Here is a 25655-nt window from a genome sequence, read left to right as displayed (position 1 = left end):
ATACTATGTCAATTTCAAAAACTAAAAATGGAACTTATCGCTTACGTATCTACATTCCTGAGGAAGTCAAGTCTTCACTAGGTGTTGATAAGAAAGTGATTGAAAAACGGTTCAAGACAAGGAGTGAAGCAAAAAAATACGAACTAGAGCTTCAAAACAAGATTGATAAAATTCATAGTGGAGGATCTGCTTTATTAGAGAATAGCAGTTCTATTCTCTTTTCAGATTTCTATCAAAACGTTTGGTGGGAATCCTACAAAGCAGGTCAGACTACTTCTGCTGCTAAACCACCATCTCAAGCAACTATAGTTGGAACAGAAATTGCTTTTAGAAAACACATCCTACCGTTACTTGGTAATTATTCAATAGACTTTCTTAATCAAAATAAGCAAGTTGTGCTAAACCTATTAACTCAAAAGGCTGAAGAATATGCAAATTTTAAAGTTATCAGGAGCTACGTTAACTCTATCTTTGACTGGGCTGAAGAATTAGAGTACATCGAAACTAATCGCCTATCAAAAACTATAAGCCGTATCAAAGCCACTAAGAAAATCGAGCTACAGGAATCTAAAAAAGATGAAGATTTATATCTATCTCAAGAAGAACTTCAAGCATGGTTTACAGCTTTTGAAAAAGATCTGGAGGCTGAAAAAATTCTATTCAAAGACTATGTTTTGTTCTATACTACCTTCTTCTTAGGAGATAGAAAATCAGAAAGCTACGCTTTGCAATGGAAGCATATCAATACAAAAGAACAGGAAATTCAGTTAGTACAAGCTTTAGATAGATACAAGAATCCAAAGTCTACCAAAGGAAACAAGAAGACAACTTTTCGAATTCCTAACGAGTTAACTGACTTGCTTCAGGAATGGAAAAAACAACAAAAAATTGAACTGGCTAAATTCAATATTATCCAAACTCCTGATCAGTATGTATTTACGTATATTGATACAAAGGGGAATGTAAACAGTTGTCTCCATGCTGATTACCTTAACAACAAGATGAAATCTGTTAAGCGTCGTCATCCAGAACTTGCACATGCAACTCCTCATAAATTACGACATACAGGAGCTACACTCGCTAAACAAGCTGGAACCTCTATGGAAGCTATTTCTGAGGCCCTCACTCATAGTGATATGATTACAACTAAGACTTATGTCAACACTTCAAACGTAATCCCAATGGCTGTTGGAGAGATTGCTTATCGTTCCCTAAATAAATAATGGTGTGAATTTGGTGTGAAAAGTGGTGTGAATTTTGCTAAAAATCATCAAAAAAACACTTCATGGTGTGAACCATGAAGTGCTTTGAAACGTTGATATAATCGTATTGATTAACGTTTTGAGAATTGTGATGCTTTACGAGCTTTCTTAAGACCTGGTTTCTTACGTTCAACTTTACGTGAGTCACGTGTAAGAAGTCCTGCGCGTTTCAATGAATCGCGGAAGTCTGGGTCTACTTGAAGAAGGGCACGAGCGATACCGTGACGGATAGCTCCTGCTTGACCAGCGTAACCACCACCTACAACGTTAACGAAAACGTCGTATGAACCTGCAGTTGAAGTAACTGCGAATGGTTGGTTGATTACAAGACGAAGGTCAGCGTGTGGGATGTACTCTTCAACATCTTTTTTGTTAACAGTGATTTTACCAGTTCCTGGAACAAGGCGAACGCGTGCAACAGCGTTTTTACGACGTCCAGTACCTGCATATTGTGCTTGTGACATACTTTATTGTTCCTTTCCTTAGATAAGTCCTGAAATATCAAGAACTTCTGGTTGTTGTGCAGCGTGAGTGTGCTCAGCTCCAACGAATACTTTCAATTTCATACCTTGGGCGCGGCCAAGAGTATTGTGTGGAAGCATACCTTTAACTGATTTCTCGATCAAACGTACTGCATTTTTAGAACGAAGTTCACCAGCAGAAATTGATTTCAATCCACCTGGGTGGTTTGAGTGAGTGTAGTAGATCTTATCAGTTGCTTTTTTACCAGTCAATTTAACTTTTTCAGCATTGATAACGATTACGAAGTCACCTGTATCAGTGTGTGGTGTGAATGTTGGTTTGTTTTTTCCGCGAAGCACGCTAGCAACAACTGCTGAAAGGCGTCCAAGAGGTACATCAGTTGCGTCAACAACGTACCATTTGCGTTCTACTTGGCCTGGTTTAGCCATGAATGTAGTTTTGTTCATGATTTCTCCTATATGAATGTCGTTTTTGTTTACAGGGCGGATGTTCCGGTCCGCAAGTTATTTGAAAGGTTCCGGGGCCTTACAAATGGGGTAAACAATACCGCCTACTATTGTATCAAAATTCTCAGATAAAAGTCAAGCGGTTGGGAAAATATTTTTTCATTTTTGCCAGATTCGTAGTCTTCTTTCACCCTTCTCCTCAAGCATGGTCTGAAAAGCTTTAGAGACCAAGTAAATGGCACAAGTCAAGAATAGGGTAACGACTAGATAATTGATCAAACGACCGTGGTCTCCAACCAATGGCGGTTTTGTCAAAAAGCCATAATCTCCACCCGTCATTAGATTAACCACAAAGATCACAGCATTCAGTGAAGATGTGATGACTAGGATTCGTTTGAAATCCAATAAATTAGCATCGTAGTCCTTCAAGAGATAAATCAAGGAATTTCCAAAGAGGGCTAAATGTCCGAAAATAAAGGACAGAATAGCGATGTGGGGGAAGGGATAGGGATCTGGCACTGGATAAACAAAGGCTGCCAAAGTCCCGAAGGTTCCTAGCACAGCAAAATACTGTTTGACTCTAGAAACACCAGGAAGCAAAAGCACTACAAACATTGCTAAACGGCAATGATAAAAGGGTAGACTTTCTGCTAGAGGCATCTGATTGACCAAATACCAACCGTAGAGAAGGATTAACTGGGTCGCCTGTAAAATCTGGAAAAATCGTTGACAAACTTTTTTATTACCATAGCGATAAGCAAGAAATACAGTCAGTGCCAATAAAGTAAATAGATTTCCATACCAAAGAAGATCAAATTGGGGTGGCTCCGTCGGCTGCGTGCTAAATAAAGCATCCCAAACATTCATGTAACTTTCCTCATTTTCATATAAGCAGACCTCTTACTCATTTCTATAGAGCCTAGCTTACATTTATTTCTTATATTTTTGTGTTCCAAAGTAGCTATCTGCCTTAAGATAAAGCAAAGCTTCTAATCAATATATTGTTCCCGCTCACCCTTATAGACCTGCCAAAGAATATCCATTTGTTCCTTAGTTATTCTTTTTTCAGATAAGGGAGGGAGAGCCGAAATGTCAAAAAATCCTAGTTCTGCAACTTCTTGATTTTCCTGAAAGCGTCCATCTAACAACTGACAGTCAAAGACGAACTTTGCATACTGCTTGTTCTGAAGTTGAAAGCGGTTGGTATCAAAAACTGCCAATAAAGAGCCTACTTCTGCCGAAAATCCTGTTTCTTCCTGAACTTCTTTTCGGATATTTTCCTTGGGAGAATATCCTACCTCACCAAAGCCACCAGGTAATGCCCAAGTATCCTCTCCTTGTCCTCTAACCAAACAAATCTTCTGGTCTTGAACAATCCAAGCCCGCACATCCATCAAGGGAGTTGCATAGCTACCTGTTGGTTTTAAAATTGCAGTCAATTCCTCTTGATCGAGCTCTGTTTGATCCTGCAAAACACTCCATAAAATCTGACGTAAATCCTCATAACGTTCACGGTCAAAAGGATCCCTTGTATAGGTCAAACCAGTATCGGTAATAGCTAACATTCTCTGCAGAGCCTTAGCAAAATCAGTTGTGCTCATTTTCTAGACTTTCTACTAGCTTAGCTAGATTCATAGAGTTAGAACCTTTAAGCAAGATTTGGTCATGCGCACCAAGACTTTCCTTGACCTGCTTGGCCATGGCTTCAAACTGGTCTTCATCGGCTGTTTTCTTGAAGTAGTACACATGGCCGATTGGGAACATTTGACTGGCTAGTTGGGCTAGGTCAGCGATATCTTCACCGTAGAAAATAACGGTATCAAGGACATCTGGGGAAAGGCTCAAAATCATTTGATTATGGAGTTGGACAGACTGGTCTCCAAGTTCTTTCATATCCGCCAGAACTGCTATTTTTTTTCCACCTTCATTTGCTGGGATAGCAGAGAAAGTTTCTAAAATCAACTTCATAGCTGTTGGATTAGCATTGTAAACATCTGATAGGATATCTGCTCCATTGGCAGCCTTTTTCCACTCGGTACGATTGCGGGTCAACTCTAGATTCTGGAAGGCTTGACCAATCTGCTCCTCAGTCACTCCCTCTTGCAGGGCAACGTAAGAAGCAATCATAGCATTAGTCGCATTGTACTTACCTGTTACTGGCAAATCAAGGGATTTCTCCAAGAAATTAGCCTTGAAAGTCAAGCTATCCTTACGCTCAGTTAATTCTGTAATCTCGAGTTCTGCACCCGGACCAAAACGAACTACTTTTTGGTCAGCAGGTAGATAATCCTCTACAATGGGATCAGCTGGCGCCAAAAGCAAGCTACCGTTCCCCATTCCATCAGCAATCTGTAATTTACCTTTGGCAATCTCTGAACGATCTTTGAAGAAGGCCAAATGTGCCTCTCCGACCAGAGTCACAATAGCTGTTTTCGGATGAGCCAGTTCAGACAAAAGATGAATATCTCCCAAGTGATCCTGTCCCATCTCCAAGACCAACTTTTCAGTATCATCCGGCATATGGAGAACTGTATAAGGCAATCCAATCTCGTTATTGTAATTTCCTTGCGTTTTGTAGGTTTTGTAGCTTGTAGAAAGTAAATGAGCCAACATATCCTTGGTCGTTGTCTTCCCATTTGAACCTGTAACAGCAAAGACATCTACTCCTGTTTTTTGAAGGTAATAAGCTGCAAGAGCTTGAAAGGCTGTCAAAACATCCTCTACTAAAATGTAAGGATGACCTGCTACTTCCTTCTCTGACAGGGTTACAGTAGCGCCGTTTTCAAAAGCCGTCTCGATAAAGTCATGACCATCACGCGCCCCCTTGAGTGGCACAAATAAATCACCAGGTCCAATCAAACGACTATCAAACTCTGCCTTGACTAGTGGGCTGTCCACATAGCTTGTCACATCATTTTTTGCACCGACAACACGCGCAACTTCGTGAATCGTAAGTTTCATGTTTACTCCTTTAAAAAGGGGCAGGGAGTCTTGCCCCGCCCTTATAGCTATCTTTACAATAGGTGCGCTTCACGCTTATTAAAGCTTTCCTTAGCAAGCTCAACCAAACGCTCGATTAGTTCTGGATAGCTAATCCCCATATTGTCCCAGAGCAAGGGATACATAGACCACTGGGTAAATCCTGGCATGGTATTGAGCTCATTTAGGAAAACTTCTCCCTTATCTGTATAGAAGAAATCACAACGTGAGAGACCAAGCCCGCCAATAGCACGGAAGGCAGCTTCTGCATTTCTACGCATGACTGCTACTACATTATCACTGATCTTGGCTGGAATATCCATAGTAATCTTGTTATCAATGTATTTTGCTTCGTAGTCATAGAAGGCTACGTCCTTGACAACTTCACCAGGTAGAGTGCTCTTGACATCATAGTTTCCTAAAAGTCCAACTTCGATTTCACGCGCATTGACACCTTGCTCTACCAAGACACGACTATCATATTTAAAGGCGAGTTCGAGAGCTTGATGGAGTTCCTCTTTATTTTCAGACTTAGAAATACCAACACTAGAACCCATATTAGATGGTTTGGTAAAGACTGGATACCTTAATTTTTCTTCAACTTCTGCGATCTTAGAAGCTAAGTCGTCCCCTTCAACAATGGCTACGTAAGGGACTTGGGCAATCCCAGCAGATTCCAAGACACGTTTAGTCGTGATTTTGTCCATAGCCAGGCTTGAAGACAAGATGTTGCAACCGACATAAGGCATTTTCAAGACTTCTAGGAAACCTTGAACGGAACCGTCTTCTCCCATAGGTCCATGAAGAACTGGAAAAACAACTGCGCCTTCTTCGTAGATGGCACTTGGAGCAATTTTCTTGTCCCAATCAATCGTTTCATTGGTCATGAGACGTTCATCTTGGCCAGGAGTTTGGGTAAATTCTTGGGTTTTGATGAAATCACCAGACTGGCTGATAAAGAAAGTTTGGACTTCAAAACGGTCATAGTTAACCGCACGCATGACACTCTCAGCTGACAATACAGACACTTCACGCTCTGCACTGCGCCCACCATATAATAGAATAATTGTTTGTTTCATATGATTGTCCTATTTCTACTAGAATACTCGCTTTTTAGTATATCACATTTGTTTATTTTTTTAAACTTGAATAGCACAAAAGAGACTGGATTAAAAATAAATCTAGTCTCTTGATTTCTTAAAGTCTTATCTGCTAACTAATTGCCTGTTCTATATCCTTACAGACTAAAGTTCTGTACGATTTTCAATGGCTCTTAGGAGCGTTACTTCGTCCGCATATTCGATATCTGCTCCTACTGCTAGACCTCGTGCTAGACGAGTAACCTTAATCCCCGCGGGTTTGAGAAGCCGAGAGATATACATGGAAGTCGCCTCACCATCTGCTGTTGCATTGGTGGCCACGATAACCTCTGAAACTTCGCTATCCATGAGGCGAGTCATGAGACTTTTGAGGTTGATGTCATCTGGGCTAATTCCATTCATAGGGGAAATGAGGCCATGTAAAACATGGTAAAGTCCGTGGTATTCCTGGATATTTTCCATAGCAGCTACATCTCGACTATCCTCTAGGACGAGGATAGTTGTTTGGTCCCGACTTGGATCTGTGCAGATAGAACAGGGATCTTCATCGGTTAAACGTCCACAGATAGAACAATAGGTCAACTCTCTTTTAGCTGAAAGGAGATTTTTAGCAAATTCGTTGACGTCATCATCCGGCATTCCAATAGTATAAAAGGCTAGACGGGTTGCTGTCTTAATCCCAATACCAGGAAGTTTGGAATAACTGTCAATCAACTTAGCAATAGGTGTTGGATAAAGCATGGCTTCCTTTCTAATTCATTGGATGGTGTTGGTTATATAAATTGATAATGTCGCGAGCAATTGCTGGCCCAACATTTTTGGTTAAATTGGTATTATGAGGAAAGACTACTGCAACTGCAATTTGAGGATTTTCTGTTGGAGCATAGGCCACGGCATTGGTATTATTAGCTTCTTGACCACCAGCTACATAGCTTTCAGCTGTACCGGTCTTACCACTGATAGAAACAGTGGCGCCATCTGAAAACGCCCGTCCTGTCGTAAGGGGACTAGTTCCATGCGATACTTGGTAAAATCCTTGGTGCAAGATTGCCATATCTGATTCAGAAATATTGACCTTGTTGATTTCCTTGGTATCTATTGCTTGGATTAATTCCCCAAGGCCACCCTTATCATTGTTGTCGTATATTCCCTCGACAATATGTGGAGCTAGACGAACACCATTGTTAGCAATAGTTGCAACGTACTGGGCTAATTGCATCGGTGTGTAGTTATCAAACTGGCCAAAAGCATTAGTTAAATAATTAGCCAAGTCAAATTTTTGGGGGATAAATCCTGTTGATTCCTCGGGCAAGTCAATACCTGTAGAAGCACCCAAACCATACTCACTAAAAGTCGCGCGTAGTTTTCCCATGGCAGACTCAAGTTGGTTGGTTTTGACTGTCATATTTGGTTGATAGGTCTGACCCATCATTCCTAGCGCAGTTTGAACCATGTAGGCATTAGATGAATATTCTAGAGCCTCAACGGCTGTAACCGGAAAGGAACCGTAATAATAAGGGGTATACCAGGAATTGATAGGGGCAGAACCTTGGAAGACGATTGGTTGGTCTGTCAAGGTTTGGTTGCCTGACAAGACTCCATTTTCCCAACCAGAACTGATGGTTGCCGCCTTAACGACAGACCCTGGTACAAAAACATTGGTCACTGTTCCTAGTGAGTCTGGTGTCAAATCTCCTGTTTCTAGATTGTGTTTAATTCCTGACATTGCCAATACAGCACCTGTCTTAGGATTAAGGGCTACTGCATAAACACCTTCTGAGTATTTAGCACCACCATTTGCAAGTTCAGAATTAAAATAACTCTTTAAGAGGCTGTCTACGCTATCTTGGAAGGCCAAATCAATGGTTAATTTGATGTTTTTTCCCTTGCTACCTTCTTCTATATTCTCTACGCTCTCCATGTCTCCATGCTTGTCCAAATGGATTTCCTTGACGGTCCGTTTCCCTTGCAAGACTTCTTCGTATTGTTTTTCAAGATAGGAAGTCCCGACGCGATCATTGAGCGAATAACCTTTTTTCAAATAAGCGTCTACTTCTTCTGCTGGAAGACCTGATTTTTCACTAGAAACAGTTCCGACAATAGATGAAAGAGAAGTTTCTAAGACCTTTCGATCCCATGAGGTAGAGATAGAAATACCTGGCAATTCCTTTGAAGCAGAAGCAATTACAGCTACCTGTGTATCACTCAAAGGATCTGTTTGAATATTTCCTGTAGCAAAATTTCCAACTGAATTGAGCTGACTAAAGATATAGATTGCCTTCTTTTCATCCTCTGAGTAGTCTAATTGACTGGAAGTAATACTCTCAGCAGCGTTGTTATAGAGTTCAGATTCGGAAAGTTGATTGCCATCTGAATCATATCGTTTATCTTTTGGAAGAGCTTCAACTGTCTTCTTATAAACTTCAGCATCAGCCAAGTAGTAATCAGCCATTTGACGGTCCGTCAACTCTGGAGAGGTGACTGTGACATAGGTCAACAATTTTTTAGAAATATCCTTCAAATCAGCCGCAGTCATCTTGTTACTTCGTGTAAAGGAAACAACTTGCTTAACGGTGTTTTGGACTAAAGGTTTACCTGTTGCATCATAAATTTCTCCACGAGCGGAACCCATGGTTACTCGAGTTTGGCTAGCAGAAGCGAGTTTGTTCTCATAAAAATCCTTATGAAGAACTTGCATATAAAGCAAACGACCAATAATTGCTAAAAAGAGCAAAATGACGATTGCAAATAACAAATTAAGCCGTGTCGGTATCGAGTGGCTATTGAATTTTCTCATACACATCAATCTCATTTCTAATCAAAATCACACTCTTCATTGTACCATAATTTAGGTAGAAAATTATGGAAAAAGAAAAGACTTTTCCTTTTTGGCCCAAAAATTATTTTCTATGATATAATGGAGGTAAGCGCTATTTTATTTGTTAGATTTGCCAAAGTAATTTTGGCAAATAGCTATAAAAGGAGTTCCATGAATAAGCAAGATATCTCTACGATTATCGACCTTCACTTTGAAGAGATGACCGATTTAGAGCAAGAAATTGCCCGCTATTTTCTGCAGGCAGATACCATAAATGATGACTTATCCTCTCAGCAAGTTACTCAAAAACTTCATATTTCCCAGGCGGCGCTCACTCGTTTTGCCAAGAAATGTGGTTTTAAGGGCTATCGAGAATTCATCTTCAAATATCAGCAACAAAGAGACACTCTTTCTGCTCCTCAACAGGATATGAATCCTTTGACTCAACGAGTTCTCAGAAGTTATGCGAATGTGCGAGAAATTTCTCAAGGATTGATTGACGATGAGCAGTTGGAACGTGTAGCTCAGATGATTGAGCAATCCGAACGCGTGTATTTTTTCGGAACTGGGAGTTCTGGTCTAGTCGCACGTGAGATGAAGCTACGTTTTATGAGATTGGGTGTCGTCTGTGAAGCCTTAACAGATCCAGACGGTTTTGCCTGGACGACTAGTATCATTGATGAAAAATGTCTGGTCTTTGGTTTTTCCCTCTCAGGAACAACACCGTCCATCATCGATAGTTTATTAGATGCCCAAGATATGGGAGCTAAGACAGTTCTATTTACAAGTTCACCGAATAAGGATACTCAAGCATTTACAGAAACTATTTTGGTCGCAAGCCAAAACCAAGCATCTTATATTCAACGAATTTCTGCTCAGATTCCAATGCTGATTATCATTGATTTACTCTACGCTTATTTCCTAGAGATTGATCGCGAAAGTAAAGAAAAAATCTTTAATAGCTATTGGGAGAATAATAGACTGAATGGTTATCGTAGAAATCACAGAAAGGGAAAATCCTAAATTGATTTTAACAATTTAGGATTTTTTATCATTCAAAATTTTTTGCATAAAATCTCGATAGACATTTATCTATACTCGCTAATTTTTCTAAAATAATTCAGCTTTCATCACTCGAATCGTCGCTTCTGAAGCGAATCCAAGAAGAGCATTGTCAGAAACGCTGGTCATTTTCACTTTGAAGTCAAAGATTGAATCAGCTTGCTCTGTAAAGTCAATCGTTGGAATCGTGATTGTTTTCTCAGTTTCACCATCTTGGAAGGTCAAGTCAGCTGTTGTGTCCTTGTACACTTTACCATGAACCCCTGTTCCTGGTTCTGTTACAACATGGACTGTTGCTGTTCCTTTGCTACCACCAACACGTTTAATGGCAACAGTAACTGGTTGGCCTTTTTGAACTTCATAGGTAGTTTCTTTCAACTCAAACATACCTTTACCAGCATTATTGAGCGTGTAGATACCTTCAGTTGCAATCGCTTTGCCAGTTTTGTTGACGAGTTTGATGGTGTGTTCACCTGGAGCCAAGTCATCTGTTTCATAAACCATCTGGCTACGTTTACGAGCTGCGTTATTAGTTTGTACGTCTACAACCTTTTGACCATCCACGTAAACAGACATTTCACCGTGATTTGGATCCACTGTAGATACGACATAAGCCTTAGTTCCATTGAAACGGTAGGTTACGCTAGCATCTTTTTGATTGGTCCACATGGATGTTCCACGGACGCCTTCAGATTCGTCATACCAGGTTGTATTTGCTTTATCAGCTGTTGTATTTGAATGGTAATCTAAACCTAGAGGATAGCCATCTGTTTTTTCGATGCTACTTGGTGTCTTATAAACAGAGAAGTTTGTCAAAATAGGAGTTGCTTGTGAATTCGTGATAGTCACACGAATCTTTTGTGCTTCCACAGGTTGACCTTGGACGAGACGACGATAACCAACAGTCGAACCTTCTCCATATGGAACCCAGCGACCATTGAGCTCAACTTCAACCTTAAATCCAGAGATACGTTGACCTTTAGCAATATCTTCTTTGAGTTCGACTACGTCAAAGCGTCTCTTTTGACCGAGATCCACAGTGAATTCACCTGTCTTGGCATCATTTGACAATGCCCAACTAGTATCATCCTTACCATCTGTTAGGTTGCTTGCTTGATACAAGTGATTCTTACGAGTAGAGCTTGCAGTTACAGTTGCTCCCTTGGCGAAGTCAGTCGCATACATTTGATCCAAGGTTGCTCGGAATTCTTGCAAGCGAGCGACATCTGCATCTGCGAATTTACCTTCTTTATTAGGTGGAATATTGAGTAGGAGTGGCGTTCCACGACCAACAGACTTGAAGTAAATATCCATCAAATCTTTGATTGATTTTGGCTGTTGATTGTCATGGTAGAACCAACCTGAACGGATAGAAACGTCTGCTTCACCGACTGAGTACATATCTCCTTCTTGATCTCCATGGTTGAGATATTCATTCTTCACATCGTCAGTGATTTTAGCTTTCTTGACCTTATGCCAAACTGGATCTCCAGCGATTCCACGTTCATTACCAATCCAACGGACGCTTGTCGGTTGAGCAGAGAAGATAGCGATATCCCCTTCAGCTTTCTTGATGTACTCGAACCACTTGTCAAAGGTATAGGTTACTTTTTGAGCTCCACTACCACGCGCACCATCCATCCATACTTCGATGAACTTACCGTTATTTCCGTATTTAGGATTCCCAAGGATTTCCTTGAGCTGGTTGAGGTAGTATTCGTTGTACTCTTTCTCAGTTGCAACATGGTATTTTGGATGATTGGCATCCCATGGCGATAGGTAAACACCCATATTCATGTCATACTTAGTCGCTGATTTTGAGATTTCTTCAAGAAGGTCACCCTTACCATTTTTCCATGGACTAGCAGCTACGGTATGTTTTGTATATTGAGAAGGATAGATGACAAATCCGTCATGGTGTTTAACAACCATAATTGTTCGTTTGAATCCAGCGTCCTTCAATGTCTTAATCCACTGGTCTGTATCAAGGTTAGTCGGGTTAAAGTTTTGAGGATTTTCTCTACCGTTACCCCACTCAGAATCCGTATAGGTATTCATCCCGTAATGGATAAATGCTGCTAATTCTTCCTTGTGATAATCCAATTGGGCCTTACTTGGCAGTGGACCGTAAGCTGCGATTTCTGTTTCTTGGTCCTCAGGGGAGCTTACTTTACTTTTATATTTTTCTTGTTGATTATAGGTCAATGATTGCTTTCCTTTAGTTCATATCTGTTAGTGTTACTGGCATATATTTGAATTAACTTAAATATACTATATCGAAGTCAAAAATGCAAGATTCCTTGACATTAGTAAGCAAGTTACTCTTTGCTTTTATGTAAAAAACCTAAATTGGCAAAGCCAATTTAGGAATGTTTGGTTCTAAAATGATAATAAGCACCGAGCATACCGGCAGTATTCTGATGGTGGGCAAATTCAAGTTGTGTCTTATCTGCCAAGCTTGGAACGAGGGCATCTTTCAAAGCCTTACGAATCTTAGGTTTTAAAATTGCTTCTTGTCCCATGATGCCACCGCCAAGGATGACAACTTCTGGATTAACCACATAACAAATATTTGCTAAACCTTTTCCCAGATAATCTACCATACGGTCAATCCCCTCCATACAGAGTTTATTGCCTTCGGTAGCTTCTTTAAAAATTCTTCGACCATTCCAATGCTCTACATCTTCCCCATGAGCATCAGCTACATACTTCACCAAAGCAGTTGTAGATGCTAAATCTTGGAAGGCTCCATCCTGCATATGCATATAGCCAACTTCACAGGCTGAATTGCTGAAACCATGGAAAATCTGACCATCGATGATTAAGCAACCACCGATACCTGTCCCAATGGTTAAGCATAGCGTTATGCCCGCACCATCTCCTGAACCAGATACCGCTTCTGCTAGCCCTGCGCAGTTGACATCATTTTCAATCTCACAAGGAACTTGGAAACTTTCTTCAATTTCTTTTTTAAATTGAGTCCCAGCATAGTTCGGAATCTGTGGACCAGCATAGAAAATCTCACCTTTATCAGGGTCAACCATTCCCGCAGAGGAAATCGCCACACCTGCCACTGGACCTTTTTCGAGATAGCTAGCTACAATATCTTTTGTTTTTTGTAAGATGTGTGGACCACCCTTGTGTGCCTCAGTTGCTACTTCGTGAGACTCTACCAGTTGTCCATCTTGGTCAATCAAACCATATTTGATATTAGTTCCACCAATATCAATTGCAACGTAATTAGTCATAAAGCCTCCTATTGATTAGAGGAAACGCTCCTTAGTTTCACGAATCAATTGAGCAGCTGCTTCAACAACTGGACGATCTTCTTCGGTCACTGGTGTAAGTGGAGAACGGACTGATCCGATATTAAGCCCTTCATTGATTTTCAAGACTTCTTTGATAACACCGTACATGTTTCCATGTGCAGCAGTCAATTTACCAATGATAGCGTTGATTGCATATTGCAATTCACGCGCTGTTTCTAGGTCTTTATCTGCAATCAATTGGTTGAGTTTCAAGAAGAGTTCTGGCATAGCACCATAAGTACCACCGATACCAGCTTTAGCACCCATGAGACGACCACCGAGGAATTGTTCATCTGGACCATTAAAGACGATATGATCATCACCACCAAGACTTACAAAAGTTTGGATATCTTGAACTGGCATTGAAGAGTTTTTAACACCGATTACACGTGGGTTCTTCAACATTTCTGTGTAAAGACTTGGAGTCAAAGCAACTCCTGCCAATTGAGGAATGTTATAGATAACGTAGTCTGTATTTGGTGCTGCTGCACTGATGTCGTTCCAGTATTTTGCTACTGAGTACTCAGGCAAACGGAAGTAAATTGGTGGGATTGTTGCAATAGCATCTACTCCCAAGCTTTCAGCATGGCGACCAAGCTCGATACTGTCTTTGGTATTATTGCAAGCCACGTGAGCAATGATTGTCAATTTACCTTTAGCAACAGCCATGACTTCTTCCAAGATCAACTTGCGGTCTGCTACACTTTGGTAGATACATTCACCTGAAGAACCGTTAACATAAAGTCCTTGAACACCTTTATCAATGAAGTATTGCACCAAAGCACGAGTTCGTTCTGGGCTTACTTCTCCCTCATCATCATAACATGCGTAGAAGGCAGGAATAACACCTTCATATTTTTTTAAATCTGACATAGATTTCTCCTAAGATTTCTTATTTTCTGCTTTGAGCAGATGATTTTTACTATTTTAGTATACACCTTGTGAAAAACGCTTTCAATACATCCAAGCCACTTAGATTTTAATTTCTATTCATCTTCCATAGCTTTTCATGTTTGAAAGTAGTTTCATATCATTTTCAATCTGCTTGATATTTAGCAAACAATTTTTCTATTAATCCAGCCTGGCAAAAGGCAAGAAGACCAAAGCCAAAGAGTAGAAATGCTGATCCACCGAGCACTAGAGTAAAGCCTGATAGATAGAGAAGCATAATGATTAATAAAATAATCGCAAGCATCAAGAAGAACCACACGAAGTTAAAGCTAACTAAGAGCAAGCCCTTTTGGAGTACTTCTTTCCAAGTCAAGTCATAACGCGCTGCAATAGGATAGCTAGCCAACATAACTAGTGTTAAAAATATCAGAATTCCTAAGCAAATGGCCTTAATTAGCTGGAAGCCTAGGCTGGTTTGCCCCCAGAATAGAGATAAATCAACAACGCTAATCAGAAAAATTCCTAGTTCCAACAGACCTAACTGGAGACCTAATTTCAAATTTTGCTTAAAGGCTCTCATATAAGTTTTAAAAACAGGAACACGTCGACTACTCTTAACTTCGAAGATTGTCTGATAGAGACTAATTTTTGCTACTCCGATTGTCACAATAGGCAAACAAGACACAACAAAGAGTAGGTTGACCGTCACGATGTCTAAAACCTTCTCACAAAATCGCATAAGAAAGTTATCCGTATCGAATGCTGCTTTTATCAATCCAGATCCTTTATGTGCCATTGTTTGCTCCTCCTAACTGACTAATCGATTAAAATTTTAAATAAATATTTGCGAACTTTATCTTCCATACCTGCATAGCCATTAGGCTGATGAGGTTCACCTGGGAAAAAGACTGCAAAATTGTGATAACCCAATAAAAGTGGGTATTGTTCATGACAATGGACAAAGCCGATATCGCTAGCTTCGTCAAAGGCTACAGCCTCATCTTTGACACGAGAACCGTAACTAGAATATTCATGTCCTTCAACTAATAAATGCAAATCTGCATAGTTTTTATGATGCTCAAAGCGATCATTTTCTTCTTGGTTGAGAACATTTTCCTGTACAACTAGAAAGACTTTATCTCCATCAATCTCGTATTTCCCTAATTCAAAGTTATCTTTACGATGCTCATAGAGATAATCAATAGCCTTGTCCAGATTTGGATGAATTCCCTTGTAAAAGCTAATGTTTTTTAAATCATCAAAAATCATAGTAATTTCCTTTACCTGATTAATACCTTCAGACATAAGATGTCTAGCCAGTAAGTTTATAAGTGTCTAACAAAACTTCGTGAAGCAAGCAACTCCTCTCCATTTTGTAGACACTTATATATCCTGTATTCTCTTAGTCTATCAACTATACTTCTGCATACTGATAAACAATTTGTACTATATTCAATTTTCGCAGAGTACTATCCTTTGACAGCTCCCATAGTAATACCTTGAGTGAAGGATTTTTGGAAGACAAGGAAGACTGTTACGATTGGCACAGCTGCAAGGGCAGCCCCTGCCATGATCAAACCGTAGTTTGTTGCCATCTCAGCCTGCATAGTCGCAACCCCGAGAGAGATGGTCAAGTTTTGGCGTGAAGTCAACATTACCAATTGCATGAAGTAGTCATTCCAAGTATTGATGAAGGTAAAGATTGCAAGAGCTGCAAATCCTGGTTTCACGATAGGGAAAGCTACGCTCCAGAAGGTACGAATCTCGCCACATCCATCGATTTTAGCAGATTCGAGCAATTCTGTCGGAATGTTTTCACTGAACTGTTTCATAAGGAAGACCCCAAATGGCCATCCAATCAAAGGCAAGATAACTGCCCAAAGAGTGTCATGGATTCCCATGAAGTTGACGATACGTACCAATGGCACAAGGACAACTTGTTTTGGAAGAGCCATGGCAGCGATAAAGATCGCAAAGAGAATGCGTTGTCCATAGAAACGTTTCTTAGCCAATACATAACCTGCTAGTGAAGAGGTTGCACAAACCAAGAACATAGTTACTAAAGAAATGAAGACTGAGTTCCACATCCATTGCAAGGCTGGGTTTTGCACCATCAATTGTTGGAAGTTCTCCATAGTTGGAGCTTTAGGGAACCATTGTGGTGGAATCATAATGGTATCTGGTTGTGATTTGAATGCACCTGTCAAAATCCAGTAGAATGGGAAGATAAAGAGTACAGTTAATAAGAGCAAAATGATTGTTGAAATAACAGTAAAGGCTGTTAAAGGTTTCTTTTGTGTAGATTGCATAGCTGTCTCCTTTCCTTAGTATTCTACGTCGTTTCCGAGGATCTTGAATTGAGCGAAGCTGACAAGGGCAATCATAACTGCCAAGAATACACCAATAGTATTGGCATAGCCATATTCAGTCAATTGGAAGGCTTTTTCGTATAGGTAGTACATAAGTGTACTTGTTGAGTAGTTTGGACCACCAGATGTCAACAATTGAATCAAGGCGAAACATTGGAATGAGTTGATGGTTGTGATAATTGCGATATAAAGAGTTGTTGGAAGAAGGCTTGGCCATTTAATCTTCCAGAATACTTGGAACTCAGTCGCACCGTCAACACGAGCTGCTTCTACAAGTGAGTTATCAATATTACCCATTGCAGCGATGTAAAGAATGATTGGTTGACCAACTGATGTTGTCAAAAGGATAATCATAATCGCCATCAAAGCCCAGTTTTTATCTCCCAACCAAGAAATGTTTTGGCTGATGATATGACTTGACTTAAGCACGAAGTTCAAAATACCTGATAGTGGATCGTAAATCCATTTCCAAACTACTGTTACGGCAACACTACCTGTTACAACAGGAAGGAAGAAAACGAAACGGTAGAAAGATCTAGCAACGGCATTTTGTTGGTAAGTTTGCGATGCCACAAATAGTGAGAAGAGTACTACGACTGGTACAGATCCGATTACCAAGATTACGGTATTAATCAAAGATTTTGTAAAGACAGGGTCTTTAAACATACGAATGTAGTTGTCCAAGCCCACAAACTCAAAGCTAGTCATCGAGTAGTTAAAGAAACTAGTGATGAAGCCCATGATCATTGGAGCTAAAACGAAGACGGTAAAGAAGATTAATACTGGTGCTAGGAACGCGTATGAAATAATTGTTTCCCTCATGCGAATTTTATTGACTTTCACAATTGGCACCTCACTTTCAAATAGTTTTGTTTTTTGACTATCATCTGACATTGATCTAAAATCAAAATGAAATTCTTTTAAAGATTAGCTAATGTAAGAACTTCATTTTAATTTTGACCTGTCAGTTGCTTATATTTTTAAACAAATGCCCCCCTTTTCGTACACAGATATGCACAGGGAAAAGGGGGGATTTCAGTTTTTATTTAGGACTTATTATTTAGCTGCTTTTTTGATTGTTTCGTTCGCTTTTTCAGTGAATGCTTTCAAAGCTGCAGCAGGTTCTTGGTCACCATTAGACACAGCTTGCAACATTGGGAACCAAAGTGTTCTCATTTCAGCAAATCCATCGATTGTGTTGTAGTATGGTGAATAGTATTGAGTCCAGCTACCAATTGTTTCCATACGTTTATCATCATAGAGTTTTCCAAATGAAGTACGAACTGGGAATGCACCTGTACGAACTACGTCTTTAGGACCCCATTCTTTGTCATCTGCGATGAATTGGATGAATTTCTTAGCTGCTGCGACTTTCTTTTCGTCTTTGTTGTTGAATACTGCAAATCCGTTTACAAGGTATTCAAGAGCTGGCTTGCCTGAGTCAGATGGGAATGGTACTTCAACCACTTCAACTTTACTTGCTTCCAAGAGCTTAGCTTGAATACCGTTTTGAGCTGGTGCCCAAAGGATTGTGTAAGAAGTTTGACCGTTTGCAAAGTTTTGGATATCTGCACCACCGTCAAATTGTGAACCGTTGTTCAACAAACCGTCTTTGATCCAGCTAGATGCTTTTTCAAGACCTTTAACGAATTTAGGATCGTCAGTTGTGTATTTAGTTACATCTTTGTCAGTTACAGAACCGCCATAAAGGTTAGCGATGAAGGCACGTGTTCCTTGGTCTCCCCCTTGACCTGAACTGAACAATGAACCTGGTGTGTAGCCTTTATCTTTAAGCGCTTTCAAAACTTTTTCGAAGTCATCTGTTGTCCAACCTTCTTTTACAAGGTTTGCAACTCCTGCGTCTTCCAACATTTTCTTGTTCATAGCCATGTAGAATGGTGCAGAACTGATTGGATACATGTAAGCTTTATCACCAGCTTTACTTGCTTGGATGATGTTATTGTTGTTAACATCTTTTACAAATTCATCTGTGAAGAGATCGTTCAACTCAGCCAATTTACCATTTTTACCGTATTGGATGATACGTCCTGGTGCGTCAAAGAGTACATCTGGAGCAGTTCCAGCTTCAATAGCTGTAGTGATTTTTTCAGGACCAGATTTGAAGTCGATTGTTTCTAGTTTAACTTTGATATCTGGATTTGCTTTTTCGAAAGCTTCGATGATAGATTTTTCATAAGTTCCTACACCGTCACCAGTTTTTTCTTGAGTAAAGACTGGGAATGCCCACCAAGTGATTTCTGTTTTTCCTGAATCACTTGCAGCATCTTTTTTAGCGTCTGATTTGCCGCAAGCAGCAAGAGATAGAACTGCAGCACCTGCAAGTACTGTACAAGCTAGTTTTTTAAATTTCATTAGTATTCTCCTAAATGATGATAAGCGTATCCGAAGCGGATAATGAGTATTGGCAATTTTGTATACGTTTTCATTTTATTTTGCGAATCAACCACTCTCCTCGTGTTTTAATTGTCTTATTTGAGACCCGCAACAAATCGTTCCGTAATCTCTTTTGGTCTAGTAATAGCGCCACCAACTACGATACCTCGCACTCCGTAACCTAGGATCTGCTTAGCTTGTTCTGGTGTATGAATCTTACCTTCTGCGATAACATCTACTCCTGCATCGCAAAGTTTCTTAATCAATTCAAAGTCTGGGCCATCAACTTTTGGACTGTAAGATGTGTAACCTGACAAGGTTGTTCCAACAAAGTCAATTCCAGCTTCAACTGCTGTAAGACCTTCTTCAAAGGTACTTGTATCAGCCATCAACAATTGATTTGGATATTTTTCTTTGATTTGACGGATAAATTCTTGAATGTCTAAACCATCATAGCGTTCTCTCTTGGTACAATCAAGAGCGATAACCTCAATGTCTAGAGCCGCTAATTCATCAACCTCTTTCATAGTGGCTGTGATGAATGGTTCCTGTGGCGGATAATCACGTTTGATAATTCCGATAATCGGAAGGTTTGTGACCTCTTTAATTTCCTTAATATCACGAACACTATTTGCTCGGATACCCACTGCTCCACCTTGCTCAGCTGCTTTGGCTAGCAAGGGCATAACACCTCCCGCTTCTGTATAAAGCGGTTCGTGAGGAAGTGCCTGACAAGAAACGATGATTCCATCTTTAATCTGCTCAATCAAAGCCTCTTTAGTGATTTGTGGCATCTACTTTCCTCCTTTTCTTTTTTCTTATGAGCCTATTATATATCATTTTTAAAGCGCTTTCAATAACTTGTACTAGAATAGATTGAAGTTTCAAAACAATTTTATGAAACAGATTCTGCTGAAAGTAGTTTCAGAGGGGAGCTTTCCACTCGAATCATCTTCGCTCTAGCTATTCCAGCACTTTCTATGCTTTCTATAAACGAAAGAGTCTGTAACAAATCACCGTCACAGACTCTTTCAATTTCACTATTTTTCTTAGATATCTTTAAGATTTAATAGTAGATTAATCTTCTTTTTTCTTGGCCATTCCAAACAATCCCAAGAACATACCAACAAGACCGAGAGATACTAGAGAAGTTGAAACTTCACTTCCTGTTTCAGGGAGAGCTGGTTGTTGTGGTTGAGCTGCAGGAGCTTGGTAAGTCTTATCTTGTTGTGCTACTAGAGTTACAAGTGGTTGTTCCTCGCTCTTATATTCTGGAACTTCATTGACTGCCGCTTCGACTGCATTGACATCACCTGTGAATTCTGGAAGTTCTCTCTCAAGTGTTTGGACTGCATTAGATCCACCTGTAAATTCTGGAAGTTCTCTCTCAAGTGTTTGGACTGCATTAGATCCACCTGTAAATTCTGGAAGTTCATTCTTAAGCGCTTCAACTGCATTCACGCCACCCACGAATTCTGGAACTTCATTGACTGCTGCTTCGACCGCATTAATTCCTCCTACGTATTCTGGAAGTTCATGATTGAGAGCTAGAATAGAGTTGACTCCGCCTACGAACTCAGGCAATTCATTCTTAAGAGCCTCAACTGCATTCACACCACCTACGAATTCTGGGACTTCATTGACTGCTGCTTCGACCGCATTGACGCCACCCGTGAATTCCGGAATTTCTACTATTGGTGCTGCTTGGTCGCCTGCTGTATCAATAGGTTCAGTGTACTCTGGAATTTCCGTTACGACAGCCTCCTCAGTATTCACGCCACCTGTGAAGTCTGCGCTTGTGTGAACTGGAGTGTCAACTGGGGCTACACCGCCCGTAAATTCTGGCTTCTCCTGGATAGTTCCTTCTCCATTTGCTCCACCTTCGTAATCAGGTAGTTCATTGGTTTCTGTTTCACCATTCACGCCACCTGTGAAGTCTGGACTTGTGCTAGCTGGAGTGTCAACTGGGGAACCCCCACCCGTAAACTCTGGTGTTTCTTGGAGAGTTGTTTCTCCGTTCACGCCACCTTCGTATTCTGGAAGCTCATTAACTGTCGTTTCTCCATTCACTCTACCTGTGAAGTCTGCGCTTGTGTGAACTGGAGTGTCATCTGGGGCTACACCGCCCGTGAATTCTGGCTTCTCCTGGATAGTTCCTTCTCCATTTGCTCCACCTTCGTAATCAGGTAGTTCATTGGTTTCTGTTTCACCATTCACGCCACCTGTGAAGTCTGGAAGCTCTTCAACAGAGGAAGACTCTCCATGAATAGCACCTGGTATTCCTGCACCCTCTAGATTGATTGGCAAATTATGAATACTCTCAATCGAACCTGATACGATTTCTCTTACCTCTTGACCAATGTCTTCTTTATTGACTGCAAATAACAAGGTTTTCGTATCGTATTGTGTCAAGAATGGAACTAAATTTCCATTTGCCAATTTAAGAACTGGTGCCTTGTTAACCAAAACTTCAGAGTCAAACTCAAGAGCAACAACATTCTGACCCATCCCCACAGTATTTTTTACTTTTGCTTCTGTTGGAGAAATCATATCCTTACTTAAGAAATCCCAGTTGAATTTCTTATAAGACAAGGTATATTCATTTTGTTGACTATCAGCACGCTCATATAGCAAACCAAATTCACCTTTACCAAGATCTTGCAGTGAATTATAAGCAAATTTGCCACTTTGAATTGGATTGTGTTTAAGCCAAGTTAATTCACCATTTTCTTCAACACGAGCCAAATGTACTAAACCGTTATAACGTCCTGGTCCACCAGCATTACTAAGGATGATGTACTCTTTACCATCTTGCATAGTATGGACTGCAGACATTTGAACATAGACATCTTTGACATCCGTATAACGCTTGATTGTTTTTTCCCAAGTCGCTCCGCCATCTTTACTTGTTGCAACTTGAAGATCGCCTGTTAATCCGCGCATGAAGAGCTTGAGGTCTCCGTTGTTCAACTGAACCACTGTCGATTCCGTATTTTGAGCTCCAGAATTATCCATAGTAGAAGAATGAATTATCTGTCTACCAACTGGACGATTATCATTGACTGCTTCTCCAGCCTGCCATGTTTCACCATGGTCATCCGAGTAAATAACGCGTGAAGACTGAGAACCTCTAAGTTGCGATACATTGTTTGTTGTGTAAATAGGAATTACAAGTCGTCCTTTGTGAGCACCTGTACGGAGGGCAATACCTGTACCTGGACCTGTTCCTAAGAAGTGCATCCACTCCTTACGAATGCCATATGTAATGTCTTTTGGTGCAGACCATGTTTTGCCATCGTCATCACTATGTGACATCCACAGGTAGCTCGTAGTCGCTACTCTAAAGATATTCTTGTCACTATACTCAAAGTAAACATTACCAAGTAGTTCTTCACCCTTATAAAGATCACCCTTATCACTATAAGCAGGCTTTTTAGGATCCACTACAACACGATAATCGGTTTTTCTATTTTCAGGGTCAAAAACTTCACCATTTTCACGGATAGTATAACGTCCCGCATCACCTTGTTTGTACAAGACTTGGTAAACCTTATCACCGATTTGCTCATAGGCTTGTGGTGCTTTCCCTGGTAGAGAGAATACTGCCTTCCCTTCGAGGAACATATCATAAATTGAGAAGATTCTCTTGGTTTTCGGATCTTGGACTAAAGCCATGTCAATATTAACTGGTGATGGCCATTCTGGATTTTTAGCTTTCTCATTGTCACGAGGATTAGAGATGGTAATTCTATCTCCCCATGTCTTTCCATTGTCATCACTACGACGAACGACCATACCAATATCACCCCAGTCAGAGTGATGCAAGCGTCTTTCATCCGTTCCGGCAATCAAGGTACCTTTATCTGTCTTTAGAAGTGCAGGTATACGGTAACTTGCAATACCATCTTTATTTGGCTTGCGGTTCACACCACCTTCAAATACATCTAACTTTTCAGTTACTTCTGCACCTTCAGGAAGTTTTTTCGCCAATTCACCTCTTTCAAAGAACTGGCTACGTTTTTTAACTTCTTCTGGAGAAAGGGCACGATCATAAACAGTTAGATTACGGACTTTAAGATTAGCACCCCAGAAGTTTTTGCCTGTACGTTTTGTTGTTCCGATTTGTACATGATTAACATCTGGCATGTCTTGGATGAAGCGACCAGACTTAGGACTTGTGCGCGACAAGACACCATTTACATAGACGCGAACCTGACCTTTAGGTTGATCTGCTTTTGGTCTTTCAACTGTAAAGGTTACAGAGTTCCACTGACCTGGTTTGATTTTCAAAGGAGCATCTTTATAATCACCATAGAATTGATTCCCATTGGCATCACGACCTTCAACGACAGCTGTGTTATCAAGGATTGCCATAGTGAAATACTCGTTTACTTTTGTATCACTAGAAACTGAGAATAGGTTGTAAAAACGAGGAGCAGATGCATCTGGTTTAAACTCCATATGAATAGTTGCATTCTGAAGTTTTTTCAGTTTATCGAGTTCATCATTCAAATCAACTCGTTGACCATTTGTTGCATTGGTATCTACATCTTCTTTCTCTACAACAGTATTGACATTCTCTAGTTCTTTTGCATAAAAGTCACGAGGAACATTCCCAGGCTCTTCTTCGTTTTCAGTAGCCGTAGTTTCAGTGGTTCCATCTTCTGTTGGTTTTTCAGAACCTGGGTTTGCTTGTAATTCTTCACGATTGACTTCAGTCCCTTTATCTGTAGCTGTTGTCAACTTATCTGCAAGTTCCTTATCAAGATTAGCAAGATTTCCTGTTTCTACTTCTTTAGGCAATTCTGGCAAAGCTTGACCAGTTGTTTCACCATTAGTTGTTAGAGCTTCCTGAGCTAAAACTGGTGAAACTCCAAAAACAACTGTTCCAATGACTACGGATGCAGCTCCCACTGTCAATTTTCGAATTCCATAGCGTTCTTTTTGATCAAATTCTCTCTGTTTCATATTTTTCCTTTCATTTTCACTAAAATAAAGCGCTTTCTTTCTTGCTTAAAATTTTTAACTCTCCTACATCGAAAGTTAAAAGTATCAATCGAATGGTCTCCCATTCTTTTTGATTTTAGATGCGTCTATCATTCTTTCTGGCTGCAAAAAGATGACCATTTTCTCCTTTCAAATTTTATCTTACCTTTATTATATAATAAAGATGTTACTTTTTGAGTATTGCTATATAATAGATTTTACTTCCCAATATGTTTCTAGACTTCGAAGTAATTGAAACTACTTTCTGAGCTTTGTCACAAAAAGAGCCCTGCTTTGGCAAGGCTCATCTCACAAACTTTTACTGGCAAACATAGGTAAAGGGAATTTCACTACCACATAACCAATTGTATACCTGATCATTGACATGGACATTCATGGCTTCATGAGCATATTCCGGCATGATACGATAGCTCTTTTCGCAGGTTAAACGATTGTAGATAGCAAACTGGGTGATTGGGTAACAGACATCATCATCAAGACCCGTAATCATTCTCACCTCACCTTTGATTCGATGGGCAAGATTTTTCACATCGATATAGCTAAGCGTCTCCATGATTTGTTCTTCTGTTTCATGGAATGGATCATGGAACTTAAAGTAACGGAAGAGCTCGTCGTAAGCTTCACTGGTATTTCCAATCTCTAATACGCGTCTAAAATCAGATAAGAACGGATAGATAGCCACAGTTCGTTTGATACGTGAATTGAGCCCTGCAGCCACTAAAGCCAGCGCTCCACCTTGTGAAGCTCCGTAACTAGCCAACTGCTCTTCATCTACTTGAGGCAGACTAGCTACAATTTCAACCAATTGATAAATATCTAGATAGACATCTTTGTAGAATAGTTGCTCTTTTCCTTCTACTGCACCACGAATGATATGGCCTTTTACTGTATTGCCAAGTGGTGAGCGCAAACCATCTTGTGAGTAACCGGATTGCCCACGAACATCCATCGATACAACACCATAACCAGCGACGGTAAAGGCTAGCATATCTGTCCAATCCCAACAACGTCCCATATAGCCATGAAAGTGGAAAATGACAGGCACTCTCTCTTCTGATTTTGGTAAAACTACACGCGCATAAACGAGACCATCACGTGTACCTTTAAAGGTTAACTCATAGCACTTCACATTTGGAATATGAAAATTACGTTCCTCTAGTTGGTATTCAGGTAAGACCGAAACCTTGTCAATCTCACCATCCCAAAAAGCATCAAAATCTTGAGGAACTTCATCTCTTCCTTTATATGTTTTCATTTCTTCTACTAATGCTGTATTTCTCATAGAATTCTCCTTTATTTTGTAACCGTTATCATAACTGTAGCACATATGGAGAAGCAATGCAAGAAAGAAAGGGAAACGGAAAGTGGATTTAATGTCTGACCCCTGCAAGAATCCCTCTGAAAGTAGTTTTAAAAAAAATAAAAAAGAGCGATTTCGCTCTTTTCTTAGTATTTAGGAGAAGGTTGAGTTTCCTTTTAAAATGTTTTTTGATAGTTTACTTTAATGGTCATGAGAGAGTCCTCGTTTCTTTTTGA

The 25655-nt window shown here is 40.2% G+C and carries 20 protein-coding genes and 1 pseudogene; 2 read left to right on the top strand and 19 right to left on the bottom strand.

The window, feature by feature from the left end; translation table 11 throughout:
* The first annotated feature begins 5 nt into the window (after positions 1-5).
* Positions 6-1223: a tyrosine-type recombinase/integrase gene (locus tag TZ94_RS01550; protein WP_045613526.1), complete on the top strand. Its 1218-nt coding sequence runs from the start codon at positions 6-8 to the stop codon at positions 1221-1223.
* 110 nt (positions 1224-1333) lie between these two features.
* Here TZ94_RS01550 and rpsI read toward each other — a convergent pair whose 3' ends face one another.
* The 8 genes from rpsI to pbp2b all read right to left on the bottom strand — a co-directional run bounded on the left by rpsI (position 1334) and on the right by pbp2b (position 9067).
* Positions 1334-1726: a 30S ribosomal protein S9 gene (gene rpsI, locus TZ94_RS01545; protein ID WP_002893764.1), complete on the bottom strand. Its 393-nt coding sequence runs from the start codon at positions 1724-1726 to the stop codon at positions 1334-1336.
* 18 nt (positions 1727-1744) lie between these two features.
* Positions 1745-2191, bottom strand: coding sequence for a 50S ribosomal protein L13 (gene rplM, locus TZ94_RS01540; RefSeq protein WP_002876943.1), 447 nt, complete (start codon positions 2189-2191; stop codon positions 1745-1747).
* 159 nt (positions 2192-2350) lie between these two features.
* Positions 2351-3058 carry a TIGR02206 family membrane protein gene (locus tag TZ94_RS01535; RefSeq protein WP_045613521.1) on the bottom strand — a complete coding sequence of 236 codons (708 nt, stop codon included), beginning with the start codon at positions 3056-3058 and terminating at the stop codon, positions 2351-2353.
* A 122-nt stretch (positions 3059-3180) separates the two neighbouring features.
* Complete coding sequence (locus tag TZ94_RS01530; RefSeq protein WP_045613520.1) at positions 3181-3792, bottom strand: NUDIX hydrolase; 612 nt, start codon at positions 3790-3792, stop codon at positions 3181-3183.
* Complete coding sequence (locus TZ94_RS01525; protein ID WP_045613518.1) at positions 3779-5152, bottom strand: UDP-N-acetylmuramoyl-tripeptide--D-alanyl-D-alanine ligase; 1374 nt, start codon at positions 5150-5152, stop codon at positions 3779-3781. Before TZ94_RS01525 ends, TZ94_RS01530 begins: the two co-directional genes overlap by 14 nt.
* Before the next feature lie 53 nt (positions 5153-5205).
* A complete protein-coding gene (locus tag TZ94_RS01520) occupies positions 5206-6249 on the bottom strand; it encodes a D-alanine--D-alanine ligase (protein ID WP_045613516.1) in 1044 nt (347 codons plus the stop codon).
* 165 nt (positions 6250-6414) lie between these two features.
* Positions 6415-7011, bottom strand: coding sequence for a recombination mediator RecR (recR, locus tag TZ94_RS01515; protein ID WP_045613513.1), 597 nt, complete (start codon positions 7009-7011; stop codon positions 6415-6417).
* Between the two features lie 10 nt (positions 7012-7021).
* Positions 7022-9067, bottom strand: a complete 2046-nt coding sequence (gene pbp2b / locus TZ94_RS01510) for a penicillin-binding protein PBP2B (protein ID WP_045613511.1) — start codon at positions 9065-9067, stop codon at positions 7022-7024.
* Positions 9068-9259: 192 nt separating this feature from the next.
* On the opposite strand from pbp2b, the gene TZ94_RS01505 reads away from it, so the two are divergent.
* On the top strand, positions 9260-10111 hold the full coding sequence (locus TZ94_RS01505) for a MurR/RpiR family transcriptional regulator (RefSeq protein ID WP_045613509.1): 852 nt from the start codon (positions 9260-9262) through the stop codon (positions 10109-10111).
* An 87-nt stretch (positions 10112-10198) separates the two neighbouring features.
* Here the strand turns inward: TZ94_RS01505 and TZ94_RS01500 are convergent.
* The 11 genes and pseudogenes from TZ94_RS01500 to TZ94_RS01450 all read right to left on the bottom strand — a co-directional run.
* Positions 10199-12319 (bottom strand): annotated as a pseudogene (locus TZ94_RS01500) (alpha-L-fucosidase); the annotation flags it as partial.
* A 194-nt stretch (positions 12320-12513) separates the two neighbouring features.
* The gene (locus TZ94_RS01495; protein WP_045613507.1) at positions 12514-13398 is read right to left on the bottom strand and encodes an ROK family protein; all 885 of its coding nucleotides are present in this window, start codon (positions 13396-13398) and stop codon (positions 12514-12516) included.
* A 15-nt stretch (positions 13399-13413) separates the two neighbouring features.
* Positions 13414-14331: a dihydrodipicolinate synthase family protein gene (locus TZ94_RS01490; RefSeq protein WP_045613505.1), complete on the bottom strand. Its 918-nt coding sequence runs from the start codon at positions 14329-14331 to the stop codon at positions 13414-13416.
* Positions 14332-14494: 163 nt separating this feature from the next.
* Positions 14495-15145: a YesL family protein gene (locus TZ94_RS01485; RefSeq protein WP_045613503.1), complete on the bottom strand. Its 651-nt coding sequence runs from the start codon at positions 15143-15145 to the stop codon at positions 14495-14497.
* 20 nt (positions 15146-15165) lie between these two features.
* Positions 15166-15618: a YhcH/YjgK/YiaL family protein gene (locus tag TZ94_RS01480; RefSeq protein WP_045613502.1), complete on the bottom strand. Its 453-nt coding sequence runs from the start codon at positions 15616-15618 to the stop codon at positions 15166-15168.
* A 200-nt stretch (positions 15619-15818) separates the two neighbouring features.
* Entirely contained in the window at positions 15819-16658 is an 840-nt protein-coding gene (locus TZ94_RS01475; RefSeq protein WP_045613500.1) for a carbohydrate ABC transporter permease, read from the bottom strand.
* A 15-nt stretch (positions 16659-16673) separates the two neighbouring features.
* Positions 16674-17540 (bottom strand): carbohydrate ABC transporter permease, encoded by an 867-nt coding sequence (locus TZ94_RS01470; RefSeq protein WP_033587514.1) that lies wholly within the window; start codon positions 17538-17540, stop codon positions 16674-16676.
* 234 nt (positions 17541-17774) lie between these two features.
* On the bottom strand, positions 17775-19091 hold the full coding sequence (locus TZ94_RS01465; protein ID WP_045613498.1) for an ABC transporter substrate-binding protein: 1317 nt from the start codon (positions 19089-19091) through the stop codon (positions 17775-17777).
* 116 nt (positions 19092-19207) lie between these two features.
* On the bottom strand, positions 19208-19906 hold the full coding sequence (locus TZ94_RS01460; RefSeq protein ID WP_045613496.1) for an N-acetylmannosamine-6-phosphate 2-epimerase: 699 nt from the start codon (positions 19904-19906) through the stop codon (positions 19208-19210).
* A 283-nt stretch (positions 19907-20189) separates the two neighbouring features.
* Positions 20190-24080, bottom strand: coding sequence for an SIALI-17 repeat-containing surface protein (locus TZ94_RS01455; RefSeq protein ID WP_045613494.1), 3891 nt, complete (start codon positions 24078-24080; stop codon positions 20190-20192).
* A gap of 337 nt (positions 24081-24417) precedes the next feature.
* A complete protein-coding gene (locus tag TZ94_RS01450) occupies positions 24418-25401 on the bottom strand; it encodes an acetylxylan esterase (RefSeq protein WP_045613492.1) in 984 nt (327 codons plus the stop codon).
* Between the last annotated feature and the right edge of the window lie 254 nt (positions 25402-25655).

It is taken from the genome of Streptococcus infantis (assembly GCF_000960085.1).
GTDB lineage: Bacteria > Bacillota > Bacilli > Lactobacillales > Streptococcaceae > Streptococcus > Streptococcus infantis_C.
This window is presented reverse-complemented; position numbering and strand designations above follow the sequence as displayed.

Bases quoted from the DNA above. Each gene is read 5' to 3' on its own strand.
- TZ94_RS01550 (WP_045613526.1), top strand. From the start codon at position 6: ATGTCAATTTCAAAAACTAAAAATGGAACTTATCGCTTACGTATCTAC.
- rpsI (WP_002893764.1), bottom strand. From the start codon at position 1,726: ATGTCACAAGCACAATATGCAGGTACTGGACGTCGTAAAAACGCTGTT.
- rplM (WP_002876943.1), bottom strand. From the start codon at position 2,191: ATGAACAAAACTACATTCATGGCTAAACCAGGCCAAGTAGAACGCAAA.
- TZ94_RS01535 (WP_045613521.1), bottom strand. From the start codon at position 3,058: ATGAATGTTTGGGATGCTTTATTTAGCACGCAGCCGACGGAGCCACCC.
- TZ94_RS01530 (WP_045613520.1), bottom strand. From the start codon at position 3,792: ATGAGCACAACTGATTTTGCTAAGGCTCTGCAGAGAATGTTAGCTATT.
- TZ94_RS01525 (WP_045613518.1), bottom strand. From the start codon at position 5,152: ATGAAACTTACGATTCACGAAGTTGCGCGTGTTGTCGGTGCAAAAAAT.
- TZ94_RS01520 (WP_045613516.1), bottom strand. From the start codon at position 6,249: ATGAAACAAACAATTATTCTATTATATGGTGGGCGCAGTGCAGAGCGT.
- recR (WP_045613513.1), bottom strand. From the start codon at position 7,011: ATGCTTTATCCAACACCTATTGCTAAGTTGATTGACAGTTATTCCAAA.
- pbp2b (WP_045613511.1), bottom strand. From the start codon at position 9,067: ATGAGAAAATTCAATAGCCACTCGATACCGACACGGCTTAATTTGTTA.
- TZ94_RS01505 (WP_045613509.1), top strand. From the start codon at position 9,260: ATGAATAAGCAAGATATCTCTACGATTATCGACCTTCACTTTGAAGAG.
- TZ94_RS01495 (WP_045613507.1), bottom strand. From the start codon at position 13,398: ATGACTAATTACGTTGCAATTGATATTGGTGGAACTAATATCAAATAT.
- TZ94_RS01490 (WP_045613505.1), bottom strand. From the start codon at position 14,331: ATGTCAGATTTAAAAAAATATGAAGGTGTTATTCCTGCCTTCTACGCA.
- TZ94_RS01485 (WP_045613503.1), bottom strand. From the start codon at position 15,145: ATGGCACATAAAGGATCTGGATTGATAAAAGCAGCATTCGATACGGAT.
- TZ94_RS01480 (WP_045613502.1), bottom strand. From the start codon at position 15,618: ATGATTTTTGATGATTTAAAAAACATTAGCTTTTACAAGGGAATTCAT.
- TZ94_RS01475 (WP_045613500.1), bottom strand. From the start codon at position 16,658: ATGCAATCTACACAAAAGAAACCTTTAACAGCCTTTACTGTTATTTCA.
- TZ94_RS01470 (WP_033587514.1), bottom strand. From the start codon at position 17,540: ATGAGGGAAACAATTATTTCATACGCGTTCCTAGCACCAGTATTAATC.
- TZ94_RS01465 (WP_045613498.1), bottom strand. From the start codon at position 19,091: ATGAAATTTAAAAAACTAGCTTGTACAGTACTTGCAGGTGCTGCAGTT.
- TZ94_RS01460 (WP_045613496.1), bottom strand. From the start codon at position 19,906: ATGCCACAAATCACTAAAGAGGCTTTGATTGAGCAGATTAAAGATGGA.
- TZ94_RS01455 (WP_045613494.1), bottom strand. From the start codon at position 24,080: ATGAAACAGAGAGAATTTGATCAAAAAGAACGCTATGGAATTCGAAAA.
- TZ94_RS01450 (WP_045613492.1), bottom strand. From the start codon at position 25,401: ATGAGAAATACAGCATTAGTAGAAGAAATGAAAACATATAAAGGAAGA.